We start from the raw sequence: 18,983 nt of genomic DNA, 5'->3' as shown, positions 1-18,983 counted from the left end.
TTATATACCGAACTTGAATATTTATCATTTAGGTTACTCAATATTAATGTATAATTAAATTTATTACCATTTCAAAAACAAGTTCTTTATTCTATAATATTTATTTTTTTACATACTGATACTAATTATATTCAATATCTTTTTTAAGCTGTATCATTGGACATATTTATCTATATAAATAAAAATATGAGATTCTCAACATAATTCTCGAATCTCATATTTTCTATATTATTTATTTTATTGTCACATAATTATTAGTTAACTTCATATTTATCTTAAGTTTGTATTTCCCATTAAATATAAGTCTATTTCTCTAGCAACATTTCTTCCTTCTGCAATTGATTTTGCAACTAAAGATTGACCAGTTCTCATATCTCCTGCTGAAAATACCCCTTCTACTGATGTTTGATATTTTGAATTTGTTTTTACATTTCCTCTATTATCTAATTCAACGCCTAAATCATAAATCATAGATTCATGTTCTGGATGTAAAAATCCCATTGCAAACAATACTAAATCGCAATCTATTTCAAATTCAGTTCCGGGTATTTCATTATAATTTTCATCCATTCTAATTGCATGAAGCTTTTTAACTTTACCCGCTTCTCCACTAAATGCTACAGTTTTAACTGAAAAATCCCTTATTCCACCCTCTTCATGAGATGTAGATGTTTTAAATATCATAGGTCCTAATGGCCATGTTTTATTGCTATCTAAACTTTTATATTTTGAGTTTTTGCTAGATCTATCAATTTGATACACATTTTTAGCACCTTGTCTAATAGCAGTTCCAATACAGTCATTACCTGTATCTCCTCCCCCAATAACGACTACATTTTTTCCTTTAGCTGTTATCTCATTTTCTTCAATTTCTATTCCTCTATTTCTTTTATTCTGTTGTTTTAAATAATCTACTGCAAAATAAAGACCTTCTAGTGTTCTTCCTGGAACAGGTAAATCTCTAGCTTGCGTTGCTCCTCCACAAAGCACTAATACATCATACTCTCTTTTTAAATAATTTGCAGGGTAATCTCTTCCAATCCACATATTTGTTTTGAATATGATTCCCTCTTCTTTCATAAGATTTATTCTTCTATCTACAACATATTTTTCTAATTTAAAATCTGGTATACCATAAGTAAGAAGTCCACCTACATTATCATCCCTCTCAAAAACAATTACGTTATGTCCTGCCTTATTTAATTGATCTGCGCAAGCAAGACCTGATGGACCAGAACCTATTACAGCAATTTTTTTATCAGTTCTAACTATAGGAGGTTTTGCTTTTATATACCCCTCCTCAAATCCTTTATTAATTATACTTTTTTCCATACTTTTATTGCAAACAGATTCACTATATAAGCCTAATATACAAGCATTTTCACATAAAGCTGGACATACAGTTCCTGTAAACTCTGGAAAGTTATTTGTTCTAAGTAACATATCTAAGGCTTCTTTCCATTGTCCCCTATATACTAAATCATTCATCTCAGGTATTGTATTTCCAAGTGGACATCCAAATTCAGAGGAGCAAAATGCTACACCACAATCCATACATCTTGATGCTTGAACTTTTACGTCCTTATAATCCATGGGTATAAATATTTCTTTATAATCTTTTATACGTTCTTCTACAGGACGTTTGTTTGGATTTTCTCTTTTATAATCTATAAAACCAGTTTCTTTGCCCATATTCCTCCTCCTTATATTATTGAAGATTCTTCAATCTTATTACTTGTATAAATTATATTTTTGTATATAGTTGGTATTACCCTATAGAAGTTATGTCTTTCCTCTTCCCAATTTTCTATAATAAACTTAGCTTTTTGACTACTAGTATATTTATAATGGTTCTCTACTAAACTTCTTAATTCATCCTCTCCTTCTACTTCAACTAATTTTTCAATCTCTGTAAACTCTTTATTTATTTTTCTTTCTAAATTTTCATCTTTATTATATATATAAGCAATACCTCCACTCATTCCTGCTGCAAAGTTTTTACCTATATCTCCTAAGATTACTACTCTACCTCCTGTCATATATTCACAACCATGCTCACCTAATCCTTCTACTACCGCTATAGCTCCAGAGTTTCTAACTGCAAATCTCTCTCCAACAATTCCACTTATATAAATCTCTCCACTTGTTGCTCCATAAAGCAAAGTATTTCCTGCTATTATATTTTCATCTGATTTATACTGTACATTCTCATCTGGTCTAACAGTTATCTTGGCTCCAAATAGACCTTTTCCTAAATAATCATTACAATCCCCAATTACATTTAAAGTGAGTCCTTTCATTCCAAAAGCACCAAAACTTTGACCTGTACTTCCTCTAAAGTTAAATGTTATTGTATCATCATCTAATCCATTTGCACCATATAATTTTGCTATCTCACCACTAAGCATAGTTCCAACTGTACGATTAGTATTTCTTATTGATATATCAGCGACAGTTTTTTCTTTGTTCTCTAAACTCTTTTTAGCTAATTCTATTAAATTATGATCTAATGCCTTATCTAAACCATGGTTTTGATTCATTATTTTTCTTCCAACTATTCTTTGAGGTAAGTTCGGCTTATAAAGTATTGCTGATAAATCTAAATATTTAGTTTTATCATTTAGCATTTCTTTATTAACTTCTAATAAATCTACCCTACCTATCATATCTTCAACTTTTCTAAACCCAAGACTTGCCATTATTTCTCTCAGCTCTTCAGCCACATAGAAAAAGTATTTTATTACATACTCTGGTTTTCCACTAAATTTCTTTCTAAGCTCTGGATTTTGAGTTGCAACTCCCATAGGGCAAGTATTAGAGTGACATTTTCTCATCATCATACAGCCTGATACTACAAGTGGTGCTGTTGCAAATCCAAACTCTTCTGTTCCTAAAAGTGCTGCAATTGCCACATCTCTACCAGTTCTCATTTGACCATCAGTTTGTAATGTAACTCGGCTTCTTAAGTTATTTAAAAGAAGAACTTGATGTGCTTCTGCTAAACCTAATTCCCATGGAACTCCTGCATGTCTAAGTGATGTAAGAGGTGCTGCGCCTGTTCCTCCATCATATCCAGATATTAATATTAAATCAGCTTTAGCTTTTGCAACTCCTGCCGCTACAGTTCCTACTACAACTTCTGAAACTAATTTAACAGATATACTTGCATTTTGATTTACATTTTTAAGATCATGTATAAGTTGATCTAAATCTTCTATCGAATATATATCATGGTGAGGTGGAAGTGATATTAAATCAATACCTGGTGTTGCATGACGTACCTTACCTATAACTTCATTTACCTTTTGGCCAGGTAATCTACCCCCTTCTCCTGGCTTTGCACCTTGAGCCATTTTTATTTGCAATTCATCTGCATTTACTAAATATTCAGTTGTTACACCAAATCCCCCTGATGCAACTTGCTTAGTTGCACTTCTTCTATTATCTAAGTATCTAGATGAATCTTCTCCACCTTCACCTGTGTTAGATCGTCCCCCCATTGTATTCATAGCAATTGCTAAGGTTTCATGTGCTTCTTTACTTAATGATCCAAAACTCATTGCTCCTGTTACAAATCTTTTCACTATTTCTTTAGCTGGCTCTACTTCATCTAATGATACTTTTTCACCTTTTTTAAATGATAAAAGTCCACGTATAGTACATAATTCTTTCGATTGATTATTTATATCATCAGAGAACTCTTTAAAGCTATCATAGCTCCCTCCATCTCTAGTACTTTGTTGAAGCTTACTTATTGTAAAAGGGTTAAACATATGGTAATCTTGATTTCTTCTATAACTATATTGACCTCCTAGTTCTAATGTATCTATAGGATTTCTTAATCTATTAAAAGCTCTTTCATGGCGTATTAATGTATCCCTTGTAATTATATCTAGGTTTATGCCCTCTATCCTAGATGGAGTTCCTGTAAAATACTTTTCCACTAATTCATTATTAAGCCCTATTGCTTCAAATATTTGTGCACTTCTGTAACTTTGAATTGTTGATATTCCCATTTTAGAAATAATTTTAAGTAATCCTTTACATATAGCTTCTATGTAATTATTTTTAGCCTCTTCACTACTTATCTCTTTAATATATAACTCTTTTTTAACTAAATAGTCTATAGTTTCAAAGGCAAGATATGGGTTAACTGCAGTAGCTCCATAACCTATTAGTAGTGCAAAATGCATAATTTCTCTAGCTTCTCCAGTTTCAACTATTATACTTGTGTTAGTTCTTAATTTATTTTTTATTAAATACTGTTGAAGTGCACTTGTTGCAAGTAATGAAGGTATTGCCGCTTGATGTTTATTTATTTCTCTATCTGTAAGTATTATTATATTATATCCTTCTTCAATAGCATTTTTAGCTCTTTCACATAATAAATCAATTGCTTTAATTAAATCCTCACCATTCCCTGGTGATCTATATGTTATAGGTATTTTTATAGCTCTTAAATCTTCATTATTTATTTTAATTATTTTCTCTAATTCAATATCTGTTAGTATTGGATTCTCTAGTTGTATAAATTTACAATCTTCTTTTTTATCATCTAGTAAATTTACCATCTCACCTAATATAGTAGTCAAACTCATAATTGATCTTTCTCTTATTGGATCTATTGGAGGGTTAGTTACTTGTGCAAATGATTGTTTAAAATAATTATATAGTAACTGAGGTTTGTTTGATAAAACTGCTAGAGGTGTATCATAACCCATTGAACCAATTGGTTCTTTAGCATCTTTAGCCATTACAGAAATTATAGACTTAACTTCTTCATGAGTATATCCAAAAGCCTGCTGTCTTTGTGTAAGTGTGTCAGTATCTCCACTTGGCAAATATGATGGATGAGGTAGCATATCTAAAGTTAATTTATTTCTTTTTATCCAATCTACATAATCGTACTCTTTAAATAGTCCTTCTTTAACTTCATTATCATCTATAACTCTACCTTGTTCTAAATCAACCATAAATATTTTTCCTGGTTCTAATCTACCTTTACAGTCTATATTTTCTGGTTCTATGTCTAATACACCAGTTTCTGATGCTAATATAACAAATCCATCTTTTGTTATAGTATATCTAGATGGTCTAAGTCCATTTCTATCTAATGTAGCTCCTATTCTCGTACCATCTGTAAATACTATAGCAGCTGGACCATCCCATGGCTCTATAATTGCTGAATTGTAATTATAAAATGATTTTTCTTCTTCACTCATAAATTCACTATTTTCCCATGCCTTAGGTATAAGCATTGATATTGCTTTAGTTAATGGTTTTCCACTATTTATTAGTAATTCAAAAGCATTATCAAAAGTTGCTGAATCAGAACAATTTGGAGTTAATATTGGATATAATTTCTTTATATTATCTTTTAATCTATCCGATTCAAGCTTTCTTTCTCTAGCATTCATCCAGTTTCGATTTCCTCTTATTGTATTGATTTCTCCATTGTGTGCTATGTATCTAAAAGGTTGAGCTAAATCCCAAGTAGGGAAAGTATTTGTACTATATCTTTGATGAACAAGCGCCAATGCACTTTCAAATAATGGATCTTTTAGATCTTTATAAAAATTGCCTATTTGATGTGCTAATAATAACCCTTTATATATTACAACTTTACTAGATAAACTTGATACATAAAAATAACCCTTATTATACATATCAGACTCTCTTATTAGTTTTTCAACTACTTTTCTTACTACATATAATTTTGTTTCAAATTCATCTACAGAATAATTTTCTCTGTCTATAAATATTTGTTTGATTAAAGGCTCACTACCTTTAGCAATATCTCCTATTGCATTTCTATCTACTTCTACATCTCTCCAACCTAGAAGCTTAAGACCTTCATCTTTAAGCACACTTTCAAATATCCCTTCACATTTTAAATCTTCATCAGACTCACGAGGTAAAAACACCATACCTACAGCATAATTACCTTCATCAGGTAAATCTATATTATATTCCTTACATTTACGTTTAAAAAATACGTGTGGTATTTGAGTTAATATACCTGCTCCATCACCAGTTTTTTCATCACAACCAGTAGCCCCTCTATGAGATAGATTTAATAATATATTAAGACCTTTTCTCACAATATCATGACTTTTATTCCCCTTTATATTTGCTATAAATCCAACACCACAGCTATCTTTTTCTAATGTCGGATCGTACAGTCCTTGTTTCTTTGGAAATCTATTTCTATACTCCACTCTAACTCCCCCTTAATCATTAAATAAAAAATTAGATAATAATTATTGTACTTAAATTTTCAGAATATTGCAATATCTTTATATGTATATTCCTTTTTATAGCTTTTATTTTAATTCATCTTCTTAATTATATTTAAAAATAATAAAAAGCAGAACTTACTTTAAAGTTCTGCTTTTATTTACATATATATTAATAAATATCTAAACTATTTCTACATCTAAATTTAGTGCTTTATCTTCTTTTTCCTCTTTTGGTAATACTATATTCAACACAACAGCTATTAAAGCAACAAGCACTAATCCTGAATCTCCAAATATTAATTGTATAGATTCTGGAAGACTTACTAGTACACCAGGAACAAATGATATCCCAACACCTATACCTATTGCTAATGCAACTATTGTACTATTTCTTTCATTTAAAGGCTCGCTAGTTATTAATTTTATACCACTAACTGCTATCATTGCAAACATTGATATACTAGCTCCACCCAAAACACTTGAAGGCATTAACGATATTAATGCTCCAAATTTTGGGAATATAGCAGCTAATACCAGTATACACGCTCCAATACCAACTATGTTTCTATTTATAACTTTCGTCATAGCTATTATACCAACATTTTGACCAAAAGATGTATTAGGCAATACACCAAATATTGATGATACTACACTTCCTAATCCATCTGCCATAACCCCTCCTGATATTTCTTTATCTGTAGCATCTCTTCCTATACCAGAATACGCTATTGCTGTTATATCTCCTACTGTCTCAACTCCAGAAACTATAAATGTAGCTGCTACTGCTATTATAGCGTCTAAATGAAACTCAAATCCAAACTTAAATGGTGTTGGCATTGAAATAATAGATATTGTTGATAATGAACTAAAATCTATTTTCCCCATTGGTATTGCAACTATGTAACCAACTATTAATCCTATAAGTATAGAAGCAAGTTTTGTTATTCCTTTAGTATAATTGCTCATTATTAAAACTGTTATTAATACTATAGTCCCTAAAGCTAAATTTGATAATGAACCAAAATCTTCAGCTCCAACTCCTCCTGCAAAATACTTTATTCCTGTTGGAAGTAAAGAAATGCCCATTGCTAATACAACAGTACCTGTAACTACTGGCGTAAAATATTTTCTTAAACTGCTCATTGATTTCCCAAATAATATCTCAATTAATGCACCTATTAAACACGCACCAAGTATTGCTTCATACCCATACTTTGTACCTATTACAGTTAATACAGGAACAAACCCGAAACTAGTTCCCATAACAATAGGTAACCTTGCTCCAAAAGGTCCAAAGTTATAACATTGCATTAAAGTAGCGATTCCCGATACGAACATTGTACATTGGATTAAAGCTGTTTTATCAGCTAAACTCATATTAACTACATTTGCTATAATTATAAGCGGTGTAACATTTCCCACAAACATAGCTAATATATGTTGTAATCCTAATGGTATCGCCTGTCTAAGCTTAGGCTTACCGTCTAATTGATAAATCACAGAATTTTTTGTAGTCATATTTTATAAATCCCCCAAACTAATTTGTTATTAATTTAATTAAACTATATTTTTCCAATTCACATTACTCAATCATTATAACAATACCTTTTAGATTTATCAATATTATCACGAATATTTTTTTATTTTTTTATAAAAAAATACGTGTTATGTATTTTTAAAGGGCATATTTCAAAATATGTTTTTGATTTTATCTAGTGATAGTATTTAATATTTAAAATAACGAACATTAGCATATACTATACCATATGTACTTATTTTATTTATTATATCTAACATATCTAATATCAAAATATTTTAAAATAGCCCTAAAATTAAATTTTTATCTGCTTTCTCTTATTCTTTCTTCCATTTCTTCTTTAGTTTCTTCTACAATATGTGCTTTTTCAATAATATCTTCTATAGAGGAACTTGCACGAAGTACATCCTTTGTAAATTCAAGCCCATTACTGTAATATTCATTACCAAATCTACTTTCATTTTTCATCGTCATCACTCCTCTAGCAAATAAATTTATCTAACACGGAGGAAATCTTCTTGCTTTTGAAAGTCTATCTCCTAATACATCTGCTACTGTTCTATTAGTGGATACTTCTTCTGCTATTTCTTCTTTAGAATGGTTCTCTTTTAAAAGTTCTTTTATTACTTTATTATTATCAAGTTCTTCTCTTTCATTTCCTTTTTTAGACATTTATATCTTCCTTTCATTGTTATTTTGCTTTATAAGTTTAAATTGTCCATATAAATTAGTTTTACTACTATAAGATTTTTCTATTTTTTATAATTTATATTTATTAACCCTATTATTTATTGTTATATTTTTTTAATGATTCTAATCACCATAAATAAATTTTTATAAATAAAATAAAACAAGTTAAAAAATTATATAATTTTTTAGCTTGTTTTATTTTATTTATATCTTTTTAAAAATTTCTACACCCTTAGTTTTTATCAAATTCCATATTACTAAATTAATTGTTAATGTAAAAACTATTGGTAATAATAAGTATATATTTAAATTTATTATTTTAAATTTAAAGTATATAAATGCAAACAACCCTATATATAATATAAAAAATATCATAACTCCTATTAATGAAAAGCTTCTTTTTACAACACCAACTTCATTTTTCCAGTTTAAATTAGGGAATAATAAGTTTAAAAATAATCCTAATTCTGATACCAGTATAGCCATTAATGTAATCACTAGGCTTCCAATAATTATAAATAAATAATCAAATTTTAATTTAAAGCTAATTAATATGAAACAAACTAAACTTGCTGGAATACTTATAATCCAAATTTAAAGCTATTTTACTTTTAAATATATCAACTTATTTTATTGGAGAAGACTTTAATATCCATAAAGTTTTTCCTTCTAATGAAATTGAACAGTAAGTAGTACATGTTGTCATTATACAAAATAATATTAAACTTATTATTTGAATTTTTATAAAAGCAAAATCTAAATTTAATTGTAAAATATCCGCCATCTTATCTTGACCAAACACTATAATACCAATCGAAAATATACTTAATAAAATTATACCTATAGAACTATTAAGAACATATATATATGATGAAAAATATCTTTTTACTTCTTTTTGAAGTAATGCACTTATTATAGAGCTATTTTTTAAATCTTTTATCTCATATTTTTTAGCTTTATAATTTTCGTTCATTCTAGAATTTATAATTTTATATTGTTTAGAAAATAAAACTATAAATAGTATAAATGACAATATTGATATAAATATAAATTTTAATACTAATAAAATATCATTATTTTTCAATCCTTCAATAAAATAATAAGACATAAAATATATCTTTTTTATTGTGTCAGTTACAGAGTTACTATTTTCAATTATATTTTTTAATAATACATCCATTTTGCTAACTAATAATACGTACTGTGCAAGTAAAATTATACTTCCAATTATTAATATTAAACTTTTATGTTTTAACTTAGATGAAATATTTCCTAATAAAAAAGCTATCATTGATGATATTATTATTGGTATTAATGGAACGCATAGAAACATTAATATTAAATTTACTAAATATATTGAGCTTATATCCATTCTTATAAAATATACTATTCCTGGTATAAGTAAAAATGGAACTGTAAATAAGTAGTTAGATATAAGCAACATGAATATTTTGCTTAATAATATTGCTACTTCATTTATGGGTAAACTTATTAAACTTTCAAAATCTTTAGCTTCAAATAAATATGAAGAGCCTTTATATATAGTTGTAATTAAACTAAAAAGCACTGCCCCTGTAAATCCGCTTATAAGTAGTAAATCCATTAAATTATATTGTATTAAAGTATCACTTATATCTAAGCAAAAATTAAACATCTTATAGATTACATATATAATAAGAATTGAACTAGCTAGTATCATACCTATTATTTTAGTTTTTTCTTTTTTATTTAAGTATTTTATTTTATTTAATCCAAATTCATTTATTATATTTATATTAATTAATAGTCCTAAATTACTCATGTTCAATCATCTCCATAAATAAACTTTCAAGGCTTTTATTCCTTGTGACTTCATCTGTATAACCACTAGTTACTAATTTACCATTTTTTATTATCGCAACCTTGTTACAAATTTTTTCTGCTACATCAAGTACATGAGTAGAAAAGAATATAGCTCCTCCATTTTCACAAAACTCTTTCATCATTTCTTTTAATGTAAATGATGCTTTAGGATCTAATCCAACAAATGGCTCATCTAATATTAGAATCTTAGGTTTATGAATAAGTGCACTTATAATAGCTAATTTTTGCTTCATGCCATGAGAATAAGATGATATTAAATTGCCTAAATTATCTTTAATTTCAAATCTATTTGCATAATAATTAATTAGTTCTTCCCTTTCTTTTCTTTCAACTTTAAAAATATTTGATATAAAATTAAGATATTGTATTCCTGTTAAAGACTCATATAGATCAGGATTATCTGGTATATAAGCAATATCAATTTTACATTCTATTGGATTTTTATTTATATCTTTTTTATCAATTAAAATTTCACCTTCTTCAAATTCATGTATACCTACTATACATTTTATAGTTGTAGTTTTTCCTGCACCATTATGACCTATAAATCCAAAGATATCTCCTTTATTTATTTCAAAGCTAATATTATCAATAGCTTTTTCATTACTTTTATAAGACTTAGATAGATTTTTTATACTTAGCATTTTCTCATCCAATTATATATTTTATATTTGTTATATATAATATATAACAAATAACTTTTTTATTCAACTAATTTTTAAATTTTCATACTTATATATAAATAAAAAAATACCTTAAGACTATGTAATTTACTTAGTCTTAAGGTATTTTTTATTTATTTTAAATCTAATTTAGCTATATTTTCTTTCATTATTTTTATAGAATCATCTAATTTAGTTTTTTCACTATTGTCTAATGCTAAATGTATAACTTCTCTAACTCCATCTTGATTTACTATACTTGGCACCGCTATATAAACATCGTCATGTCCATATTCTCCATTTAAGTATGAAGAAACTGTAAGTATACTATTTTCATTTTCAAGTATTGCTTTTGTTATTCTAGTTAAAGCCATACCTATACCATAATACGTAGAATTTTTACACTTAATTATTTCATAAGCTATATTTCTAACAGTATCTTCTATTTCTTCTAACTCATCGAATTTTAAACTTGAATCTTTTTTTGATGCTATTTGATATATTGGTTGTACACCACATAATGCATAACTCCATGGTACAAATTGAGAGTCTCCATGCTCACCCATAACGTATGCATTTATATCCTTTGGATTTACATTTAACTTTTCTCCTAATGTATATCTAAGTCTTGCTGAATCTAAAGTAGTTCCAGAACCTATTACTTTTGATTTATCATACCCTGATAATTGTTGGGCAACATATGTCATTATATCAACTGGATTAGTTGCTATTAATAATATACCATCAAATCCTGATTCCTTTATTTGATCTATTATTGATTTCATTATCTTACTATTTTTATGAAGTAAATCTAATCTTGTTTCACCTTCAAGTTGTATAGCTCCTGCTGTTATACATATAATATATGCATCCTTACAATCACTATAATCCCCTGCATATATATTCATTTTTCTTGGTGCAAAGCTAAGGCCGTGGTTTAAATCTATTGCTTCCCCTCTAGCACGTTCTTTATTTATATCAATTAGAACTAATTCTTCGCATGTACCTTGATTTATCATTGAGTATGCATAACTCATACCTACCATACCTGTTCCAACTATTACTACCTTATTTTTTTTCATATAATTTAACCTCCATTACTCATTAGATTATAATAATTCCCAAAATAATCCAATCTAAAACTTTATCTCACTATTTATTATGCGATTTATTATTTTTTTAATTCTCATCATATAATATAGTTTTACTATATTTTGCATTTTTTTACAACATGTTTGTTTATTAATTATCATGTTTATAACGATATTTAAGTAAATATTTATATTATTATATATAATTTTTTTCCTATTAAGTGTATAATAAAAAGTACTAATTTAGATATTAAATAATAAAAGGAGTTTTTTATGAAAAGTTTTGAAGAATTAAAGTTAAATAATAATTTAATAAACGGACTTAAAAAACAAGATATAACTTCTCCAACTGAGGTTCAATCTCTTGTTTTTAAAAATATACTTGATAATAAAGATATTCTAGTTAATTCTCAAACAGGAAGTGGTAAGACGCTAGCTTACTTATTACCTATGTTTGAAAAAATAGATACTACAAAAAGAGAAACACAAGTATTAGTTCTTGCGCCTACTCATGAATTAGTTGTTCAAATACATAACCAAATAGAGTTATTAGCTAAAAATTCAGGAGTAGAAGTTACTTCTTTACCTATATTCGGGGAAGTAAATATACAAAAGCAAATAAAAAGTATAAAAAATCTTAAGCCACATATAGCTGTAGCTTCTTGTGGTAGAGTTTTAGATTTAATAAAACAAAAAAAATTAAAAGCTCATACTATAAAAGCTATAGTTTTAGATGAAGTTGATAGCTTATTAAGTGGAAATAACATATCTTATGTTAAAGATATTATAAAGTGTACTTTAAGAGGTAGACAACTTTTGGGATTTTCAGCATCTTTAAATAATGAAACTATAGATTTATGCAAAGAAATTATGAAAGATCCAATAGTAATAAATGCTACTAAAGAAGTTACTATAAATCCTAAAATAAAACATATGTACTTATTAGGAGAAAGAAGAGAAAAGTTTGACTTACTTAGAAAAGCATTAGCTGCAACTACTCCAAAAAGAGCGATAGTCTTTGTTAACAATGAAAAAAGTATAGAGGTTATAGCCTCTAAATTAAATTTCCATGGATACAAAGCTGTTGGTATATTTGGTGATATGTCTAAAGAAGATAGAAAAAATGCTATAAATGCATTTAGAACTGGTAAAGCTAAAGTTTTAGTATCTTCTGACTTATCTGCTAGAGGCTTAGATGTTGTAGATACTAGTCATGTATTTAACTTAGACTTCCCAGGAAGTAAAAATGAATATATTCATAGAGCTGGTAGAACTGCTAGAGGTAATAGAAGTGGTAACGCTATTTCAATAGTTACTAGAGGAGAACTTGCTGATATTAAAAGATATAAAAGAGAATTTAACATAGATATAAAACCTAAGGTTATAAAATATGGTAAATTCTTTGATTCAAGAGCAAAATAAGTTTAATTTATTTAAAATCCTAACTAATCATTTGATTTCAGTTAGGATTTTTATTTAGCTCAAAAAACTTATAAATTTGTTGTTTTTTAGTTCCATTTCACTTTCTTTTAAAGTATTATATATTATTCTTATAATTTTTGGAGGGTTAACATGGACTTTATTGACAACATAGTTTCAAATAGACTTGGGGGTAAAAACTTTTTTAATGAAAATAAGATATTTAAATTCGAAAAACTAAAAAAAATCAGAGATGAGTTAAAGATAAAATATCCTAATATAAAAATAATAGATATGGGTGTCGGTGAACCAGATAAAATGGCAGATAAATCAATAGTTGATACTTTAAGTATAGAAGCTGCTAAAGAAGAAAATAGATTTTATGCAGATAATGGAATAGAAGAATTTAAAATTGCTGCATGCTCTTATTTAAAGGACGTGTATAATATAGATAATATAAATACATCTAACATTGTCCATGGTATTGGAGCTAAATCTATATTATCAATGCTACCAACATGCTTTATAAATACTGGGGATATTACACTAATGACAGTTCCTGGTTACCCTATAATAGCAAATAATACTAGGTTTGTAAGTGGAAGTGTTTATGAATTAAAACTTTGTAAAGAAAATAATTTTTATCCAGAATTTGAACTTATACCTAATCATATCTTACAGAAATCAAAATTACTATACTTAAATTACCCAAATAATCCAACAGGACAAATAGCAACTAAAGAATTTTATGAACAAGCACTTGAGTTTGCAAAAAAAAATAACATACTTATAGTATCAGATGTAGCTTATGGTCCTTTAGTTTATAATCAAGAAAAACCTTTAAGTATATTTAGCGTAGATAAAAATATGGAGTATTCAATAGAAATACACTCACTATCAAAGGCATTCAATATGACTGGATGGAGATTGGCTTTTTTAGTTGGATCACAAAAATCTATAAAAGTTTTTTCAACAGTAAAAAGTTACTGCGACTCTGGACAATTTAGAGCAATTCAAAAAGCAGGAATATATGCACTTACTCATAAGGAATTAATTGATATAAATATAAAAAGATATGATAGAAGATTTGATTTATTAGTAGATGCATTAAAAGAAGTTGGATTTAAAGTAGAAAAACCAAAAGGAGGTTTTTACTGCTATGTCCCTATTCCAAAAGGAACTAAAGATGGAATAAATTTTAAAGATGCAGAAGAAGCAAGTCATTATATCTTAAATAAAGCCTTCATATCAACAGTACCATGGGATGAGTGTGGAGCATTCTTAAGATTCTCAGTAACCTTCGAAGCAAATTCAGAACAAGAAGAAATAAAAGTAATAAATGATGTAAAACAAAGATTGCTAAATTTAAACTTGGTATTTTAAATTTAAAGATTTTTTATTTTTTCAAAACAATATTAGATAATTAATAATTAATGGATATATTGATTAGTCTGACATCCTAGGGAGTAAGGCATGAAATATAATATTTCATGCCAACCTGTCGGTATATCCGACCCTAAATCAATATATCCATATCATTAATAAGCTAATATCTCAATTCCATCTTCAGTTACAAGAATCATATTCTCCCATTGTGCTGATAAGGAACCATCATCTGTTATTGCTGTCCACTCGTTATCTGCATCAATGTATAAATCAGCCTTACCTTCATTTATCATAGGCTCTATAGTAAACATCATTCCAGGAACTAAAACCATCCCACTTCCTTCTTTTCCAAAATGGAATACAAATGGTTCTTCATGAAAATCAAGTCCAATTCCATGGCCACCAAATTCTCTAACTACGCTGTATCCATTTTCTTTAGCATGTTTTTCTATAGCTGCACCTATATCACCTAAGTATCCCCAAGGCTTAACTGCTTCTATACCTTTTATCATGCATTCTTTAGTAACTTCAACTAACTTTTTAGCTTTATCACTTACTTCACCAATTAAAAACATTCTTGAAGCATCTGAATAATATCCATTATAAATAGTGGATACATCTACATTTACTATATCTCCATTTCTTAATACTACCTTTTCACTTGGTATACCATGACAAATCTCATCATTTATTGACGTACAGCAGCTTTTAGGGAACCCACAGAATCCTAATGGTGCTGGAACTGCGCCTTGAGATATTGTATAATCATGCACAATCTTATCTATATCAGCTGTAGTCATACCTTCTTTTATGTTTTCTGCAACTAAATCTAATATGGCATTATTTATTTTTGCACTTTCTCTTATTTTTTCTATCTGCTCTTTATTTTTTATAAGCTTTCTTGAAGGAACTGTCTTACCTTCTTTTTTTAATTCATCTAACTTTTCATCAAATTTCATATGGCATTTTTTATATTTCTTTTGGCTTCCGCACCAGCAATCATCATTTCTACCTATATTCATAATTTATCTCCCTTCTATTGGCTATAGTTTTATATTATACCTAAATTTAAAACATGTCAAAGAAGCCTTAGTTCCCTAAGACTTCTTTTATTTTATTATATACTTAAAACTGTTATTGCTTTTCTTAACATATAATCTTTTTCAACATCTATATCTAACTTCATTTTTACCACTTGTCTTGCATGTGGAGCCGATTCTATTGGTTCTCCATCTTCATTATACATTTCTAATATAGTTGCATTCATAGTTTCTTTAAATGGTCCTATAACCTCTATCTTATCTCCAACATACATTTTATTTCTTTGTTCTACTATTACAAGTCCACTTTCTTCTTCATTACCTTTAACTAAACCTATAAAGTCATAATTTCTAATATAAGATGCTGATTCATAATTATGAGAATTTGAATCAGGTCTATCAAAGAAGAATCCAGTACTATAATCTCTATGACTTCCTTTTTTAAGTTCTTCTAACCACATTGGATTAAACTCCCAGTTTTCTGGATCTTTATAATATGCATCAATAGCCATTCTATATGCTCTAACTGTAGTAGCAACATAATATGCAGTCTTCATTCTACCTTCTATTTTTAAACTTGTCATACCACTTTCAAATATTTCTGGTATATATTGAATCATACATAAGTCCTTAGAGTTAAAGAAAAATTCTGGATCTATATCTCCTAAAACTTGCTCATATTCACCTGGAGCTACTTCTTCCATTAAAGTATACTTCCATCTACATGATTGAGCACATGATCCTTTATTCGCATCTCTTCCTGTTGTATGATTACTTATTACACATTTACCAGAGTATGACATACACATTGCTCCATGAACAAATGTCTCTATATCCATATCAGCTGGTGTATTTTCTCTTATCTCTTTTATTTCTTTAAAAGATAATTCTCTTGCTGTAACTATTCTTTTAGCTCCTTGCTTGTACCAAAATGCTGCAGAAGCTGCATTTGTTGTACTAGCTTGAGTACTTATATGAATTTCCATATTTGGTATTGTCTTTTTAACAAAACTAAACACCCCTGGATCACTTACTATAACTGCATCAACTCCAATTTCTTGTAATTCTAATAAGTATTCTTCAAGTTGTAATAAATCGTCATTTCTTGGAATTATATTTATTGTAACAAAAACCTGTTTTCCTCTTTCGTGAGCAAAATTTACTCCTTCTATCATATTTTCTTTAGAGAAGTTTTTTGCTGCAGATCTCATTCCAAATATTTCTCCACCTATATATACAGCATCTGCTCCATAAGTAAATGCTATTTTTAATCTTTCTAAATCACCTGCAGGTGCTAATAATTCTACCTTTCTCATATTGTCTCCTTTATATATCAATTTCTTAATTTACACATTTAAAATTTGTTTTATTAAAATACCCAATTAAAAAATTATAAAACGTATTTTGTATATATATCCGATTTGATAATATTTTATATAGTATTATACCATATTTTATTTATGTATTTTAACTTATTATAAATTTTCAAATACTTTATTAATTAAATAATGAAGATAATCATTAATATAAATTTATTAGATATAATTTATATTAATATAAAATTATAGGTCTATCTTCTAAGATAGACCTATAATTTAGTGTTTCATATTCTTTTTAGATTCTTTTTCCATTTGTTTTTTTATTTCTCTAGAAAATTTCTTTTCTTCATATTGTTCCATAAGATCATCTTTTTTCATTTCCATAGATGCCATAGCACCTTTCATATCTGATTTTAAATCACTTGCTGTATGTTTTACTGCATGGCCAACTTTTTGTATGCCTTCTTTTACATCATTTTTCATGTTATTAAGCTCTTTTTGCATTTTATCCATATCAAAGCCTCCTCTAATATTTTTTATTATTTTTTCCAAAAACGATAAAATTATTTGCTTATAACATATATATCAAAACTATATTGTTAACTATTATATATTTTTTTCATACATTAATATAGATTTAGATTTGGAGGTTATGATATGACGTCTTATATTTTATATTCTATAGCTATTGTTTTATTTATTTTATCTTTTATAAAAGATAAATCTAAAACTAAAAAAGCAATTATTAAAGCACTCAAATCTTTTGAAAATATAATGCCTCAATTTTTATCTATCATAATAATTGTTGGAATAATATTATCTTTATTAGATACCGAAACTATATCTAAACTTATTGGTTCACAATCTGGATTTTTAGGGGTTTTATTTTCTGCTATAGTAGGTTCGACCGTTCTTATGCCAACATTTGTGGCTTTTTCAACAGCAGATGCTTTACTTAAAAGTGGTGCAGGATATGCTCAAGTTGCGGCTCTAGTGTCTACTCTTACATTAGTAGGAGTTATGACCTTCACATTAGAAGCTAAATATATAGGTAAAAAGGCTGCTTTTGTTAGAAACTTTATAGCTTTTTTATTTTCTTTTTTAGTTGCTTTTTTTATAGGAGTGATGCTTGGATGAGTAAATTAAAATATATACTAAATAGGTATAAATTTGTATTATTATTTACTTGTATTTTGATATTTTTACTTATATTTTATAATGATTTAGGAGTAAATACTTTTAATAATGCAAAAAGTAGTTTCTTACAAATGATATCTGTACTTCCTCCTATTATGCTATTATTAGGACTTATGGATGAATGGGTATCTAGAGAATCTATGATGAAATATATGGGTGAGGGTTCAAGTATATTAGGAATAGTTTTATCTATTGCTCTAGCTGCATTTGCTGCAGGACCTATGTATGCAGCATTTCCTTTCACAGCAGTGCTTATGAAGAAAGGGGTAAAATTTTCTAATATAATAATATTTATGAACTCTTGGTGTGTAATTAAAATTTCTACTTTATTATTTGAAATCGGTGCATTAGGTTATAAGTTTACATTTCTTAGATTATTAATTGATATTCCTGGAGTTATTATTATGGGATATATAGTGGATTATATTGTTAATAGAAATGTTCCAATAGAAAAAGGGCGAATATCAAAATAAAAATATTTTAATATTGCCCTCTTTCTCTATAATGGTAAACTTTTGGAGGATGTGAGGGAGCTTACCA

At 27.7% G+C, this 18,983-nt stretch carries 16 protein-coding genes; 4 read left to right on the top strand and 12 right to left on the bottom strand.

The window, feature by feature from the left end:
* Nucleotides 1-270: 270 nt before the first annotated feature.
* From I2A66_RS03975 to I2A66_RS03935, 9 genes are all read right to left on the bottom strand, one after another.
* The gene (locus I2A66_RS03975; protein ID WP_122639902.1) at nucleotides 271-1,692 is read right to left on the bottom strand and encodes a glutamate synthase subunit beta; all 1,422 of its coding nucleotides are present in this window, start codon (nucleotides 1,690-1,692) and stop codon (nucleotides 271-273) included.
* 11 nt (nucleotides 1,693-1,703) lie between these two features.
* A complete protein-coding gene (gene gltB / locus I2A66_RS03970) occupies nucleotides 1,704-6,218 on the bottom strand; it encodes a glutamate synthase large subunit (protein ID WP_195250998.1) in 4,515 nt (1,504 codons plus the stop codon).
* A 201-nt stretch (nucleotides 6,219-6,419) separates the two neighbouring features.
* Nucleotides 6,420-7,757 (bottom strand): uracil-xanthine permease family protein, encoded by a 1,338-nt coding sequence (locus tag I2A66_RS03965; protein ID WP_122639904.1) that lies wholly within the window; start codon nucleotides 7,755-7,757, stop codon nucleotides 6,420-6,422.
* Nucleotides 7,758-8,079: 322 nt separating this feature from the next.
* On the bottom strand, nucleotides 8,080-8,244 hold the full coding sequence (locus tag I2A66_RS03960) for a hypothetical protein (RefSeq protein WP_164489028.1): 165 nt from the start codon (nucleotides 8,242-8,244) through the stop codon (nucleotides 8,080-8,082).
* A 30-nt stretch (nucleotides 8,245-8,274) separates the two neighbouring features.
* Nucleotides 8,275-8,448 (bottom strand): hypothetical protein, encoded by a 174-nt coding sequence (locus I2A66_RS03955; RefSeq protein ID WP_164489029.1) that lies wholly within the window; start codon nucleotides 8,446-8,448, stop codon nucleotides 8,275-8,277.
* Nucleotides 8,449-8,670: 222 nt separating this feature from the next.
* The gene (locus tag I2A66_RS03950) at nucleotides 8,671-8,964 is read right to left on the bottom strand and encodes a hypothetical protein (RefSeq protein ID WP_122639905.1); all 294 of its coding nucleotides are present in this window, start codon (nucleotides 8,962-8,964) and stop codon (nucleotides 8,671-8,673) included.
* A 127-nt stretch (nucleotides 8,965-9,091) separates the two neighbouring features.
* Entirely contained in the window at nucleotides 9,092-10,267 is a 1,176-nt protein-coding gene (locus tag I2A66_RS03945) for an ABC transporter permease (protein WP_195250996.1), read from the bottom strand.
* Complete coding sequence (locus tag I2A66_RS03940) at nucleotides 10,260-10,973, bottom strand: ABC transporter ATP-binding protein (protein ID WP_195250994.1); 714 nt, start codon at nucleotides 10,971-10,973, stop codon at nucleotides 10,260-10,262. The genes I2A66_RS03945 and I2A66_RS03940 overlap by 8 nt, the downstream gene beginning before the upstream one ends.
* A gap of 152 nt (nucleotides 10,974-11,125) precedes the next feature.
* The gene (locus I2A66_RS03935; RefSeq protein ID WP_122639908.1) at nucleotides 11,126-12,073 is read right to left on the bottom strand and encodes an L-lactate dehydrogenase; all 948 of its coding nucleotides are present in this window, start codon (nucleotides 12,071-12,073) and stop codon (nucleotides 11,126-11,128) included.
* A gap of 282 nt (nucleotides 12,074-12,355) precedes the next feature.
* Between I2A66_RS03935 and I2A66_RS03930 the strand changes: the two genes are divergently transcribed.
* Entirely contained in the window at nucleotides 12,356-13,504 is a 1,149-nt protein-coding gene (locus I2A66_RS03930; protein ID WP_195250992.1) for a DEAD/DEAH box helicase, read from the top strand.
* 150 nt (nucleotides 13,505-13,654) lie between these two features.
* Nucleotides 13,655-14,884: an LL-diaminopimelate aminotransferase gene (locus tag I2A66_RS03925; RefSeq protein WP_195250990.1), complete on the top strand. Its 1,230-nt coding sequence runs from the start codon at nucleotides 13,655-13,657 to the stop codon at nucleotides 14,882-14,884.
* 155 nt (nucleotides 14,885-15,039) lie between these two features.
* On the opposite strand, the gene I2A66_RS03920 is transcribed toward I2A66_RS03925, so the two are convergent.
* The 3 genes from I2A66_RS03920 to I2A66_RS03910 form a co-directional block, all read right to left on the bottom strand.
* On the bottom strand, nucleotides 15,040-15,909 hold the full coding sequence (locus I2A66_RS03920) for a methionyl aminopeptidase (RefSeq protein WP_122639911.1): 870 nt from the start codon (nucleotides 15,907-15,909) through the stop codon (nucleotides 15,040-15,042).
* A 95-nt stretch (nucleotides 15,910-16,004) separates the two neighbouring features.
* Nucleotides 16,005-17,243, bottom strand: coding sequence for a peptidase U32 family protein (locus tag I2A66_RS03915; RefSeq protein WP_195250988.1), 1,239 nt, complete (start codon nucleotides 17,241-17,243; stop codon nucleotides 16,005-16,007).
* 279 nt (nucleotides 17,244-17,522) lie between these two features.
* A complete protein-coding gene (locus tag I2A66_RS03910; protein WP_147516603.1) occupies nucleotides 17,523-17,759 on the bottom strand; it encodes a hypothetical protein in 237 nt (78 codons plus the stop codon).
* A 144-nt stretch (nucleotides 17,760-17,903) separates the two neighbouring features.
* Here I2A66_RS03910 and I2A66_RS03905 point away from each other — a divergent pair, with 144 nt between their 5' ends.
* Both I2A66_RS03905 and I2A66_RS03900 read left to right on the top strand, forming a co-directional pair.
* Entirely contained in the window at nucleotides 17,904-18,383 is a 480-nt protein-coding gene (locus I2A66_RS03905) for a permease (protein WP_147516604.1), read from the top strand.
* On the top strand, nucleotides 18,380-18,916 hold the full coding sequence (locus tag I2A66_RS03900) for a permease (RefSeq protein ID WP_122639915.1): 537 nt from the start codon (nucleotides 18,380-18,382) through the stop codon (nucleotides 18,914-18,916). The genes I2A66_RS03905 and I2A66_RS03900 overlap by 4 nt, the downstream gene beginning before the upstream one ends.
* Nucleotides 18,917-18,983: the final 67 nt, after the last annotated feature.

This window comes from Romboutsia sp. 1001713B170207_170306_H8, from assembly GCF_015550495.1.
GTDB lineage: Bacteria > Bacillota > Clostridia > Peptostreptococcales > Peptostreptococcaceae > Romboutsia_E.
This window is presented reverse-complemented; position numbering and strand designations above follow the sequence as displayed.

Excerpts from the sequence above, each read along its gene's own strand:
- I2A66_RS03975 (WP_122639902.1), bottom strand. The coding sequence starts at position 1,692 with ATGGGCAAAGAAACTGGTTTTATAGATTATAAAAGAGAAAATCCAAAC.
- I2A66_RS03965 (WP_122639904.1), bottom strand. The coding sequence starts at position 7,757 with ATGACTACAAAAAATTCTGTGATTTATCAATTAGACGGTAAGCCTAAG.
- I2A66_RS03960 (WP_164489028.1), bottom strand. The coding sequence starts at position 8,244 with ATGAAAAATGAAAGTAGATTTGGTAATGAATATTACAGTAATGGGCTT.
- I2A66_RS03955 (WP_164489029.1), bottom strand. The coding sequence starts at position 8,448 with ATGTCTAAAAAAGGAAATGAAAGAGAAGAACTTGATAATAATAAAGTA.
- I2A66_RS03945 (WP_195250996.1), bottom strand. The coding sequence starts at position 10,267 with ATGAGTAATTTAGGACTATTAATTAATATAAATATAATAAATGAATTT.
- I2A66_RS03940 (WP_195250994.1), bottom strand. The coding sequence starts at position 10,973 with ATGCTAAGTATAAAAAATCTATCTAAGTCTTATAAAAGTAATGAAAAA.
- I2A66_RS03935 (WP_122639908.1), bottom strand. The coding sequence starts at position 12,073 with ATGAAAAAAAATAAGGTAGTAATAGTTGGAACAGGTATGGTAGGTATG.
- I2A66_RS03930 (WP_195250992.1), top strand. The coding sequence starts at position 12,356 with ATGAAAAGTTTTGAAGAATTAAAGTTAAATAATAATTTAATAAACGGA.
- I2A66_RS03925 (WP_195250990.1), top strand. The coding sequence starts at position 13,655 with ATGGACTTTATTGACAACATAGTTTCAAATAGACTTGGGGGTAAAAAC.
- I2A66_RS03920 (WP_122639911.1), bottom strand. The coding sequence starts at position 15,909 with ATGAATATAGGTAGAAATGATGATTGCTGGTGCGGAAGCCAAAAGAAA.
- I2A66_RS03915 (WP_195250988.1), bottom strand. The coding sequence starts at position 17,243 with ATGAGAAAGGTAGAATTATTAGCACCTGCAGGTGATTTAGAAAGATTA.
- I2A66_RS03910 (WP_147516603.1), bottom strand. The coding sequence starts at position 17,759 with ATGGATAAAATGCAAAAAGAGCTTAATAACATGAAAAATGATGTAAAA.
- I2A66_RS03905 (WP_147516604.1), top strand. The coding sequence starts at position 17,904 with ATGACGTCTTATATTTTATATTCTATAGCTATTGTTTTATTTATTTTA.
- I2A66_RS03900 (WP_122639915.1), top strand. The coding sequence starts at position 18,380 with ATGAGTAAATTAAAATATATACTAAATAGGTATAAATTTGTATTATTA.